The organism is Nostoc sp. UCD121 (genome assembly GCF_014222285.1).
GTDB lineage: Bacteria > Cyanobacteriota > Cyanobacteriia > Cyanobacteriales > Nostocaceae > Nostoc.
In genome coordinates, this window is sequence record NZ_JACKZS010000523.1 from 1 (window position 1) to 551 (window position 551).

Annotated in this window: 1 protein-coding gene; it reads left to right on the forward strand. The window is 33.4% G+C overall.

Going from position 1 to position 551, the window contains the following annotated elements:
• A partial coding sequence (locus GNF10_RS37310) for a GAF domain-containing protein (protein WP_185607522.1) occupies nt 1–551 on the forward strand: 551 nt, incomplete at both ends.

Consider the following 551-nt stretch of genomic DNA (forward strand, 5'->3'; position numbering starts at 1 on the left):
AGTTCGATATCTTTATCCGGTCAAACTTCCATTATTAGTAGAGCCAACATTTCCAATACCTTAGACTTTATGTCTATTTTGAAAGCGGCTCAAGCTATTTCTAGTAGCATTGACTTCGATGAAATTATTGCTAGCCTGACGAAAATTATTCTTGAAAACTCTGGAGCAAAAAAATTTGCCTTAATTCTTTCTGAAAATGGAAATTTAAAAGTCAAGGCAATTACCTTTATTAATCACCAAGACAATTTTTCAACTCCAATCCAAACTATTCTTAAATCACAATCACTAGATACTTGTGAAGATATTCCTAGAAAAATTATCAATTATGTCAAAAATACTCAAAAGACAGTTGTTATAGATAAGTGCCAAACAGATATACCTGGGTTACTTGGAGAATATTTGCTCGAATTTCAACCCCAAAGTGTATTTTGTACGCCGATTATTAATCAAGGACACTTAGTGGGTATTCTCTACTTAGAAAATAAACTAGTGGCAGGGGTATTTACTAGCGATCGCATCAAAGTTATCCAAATGTTATCTGTGCAAGCTGC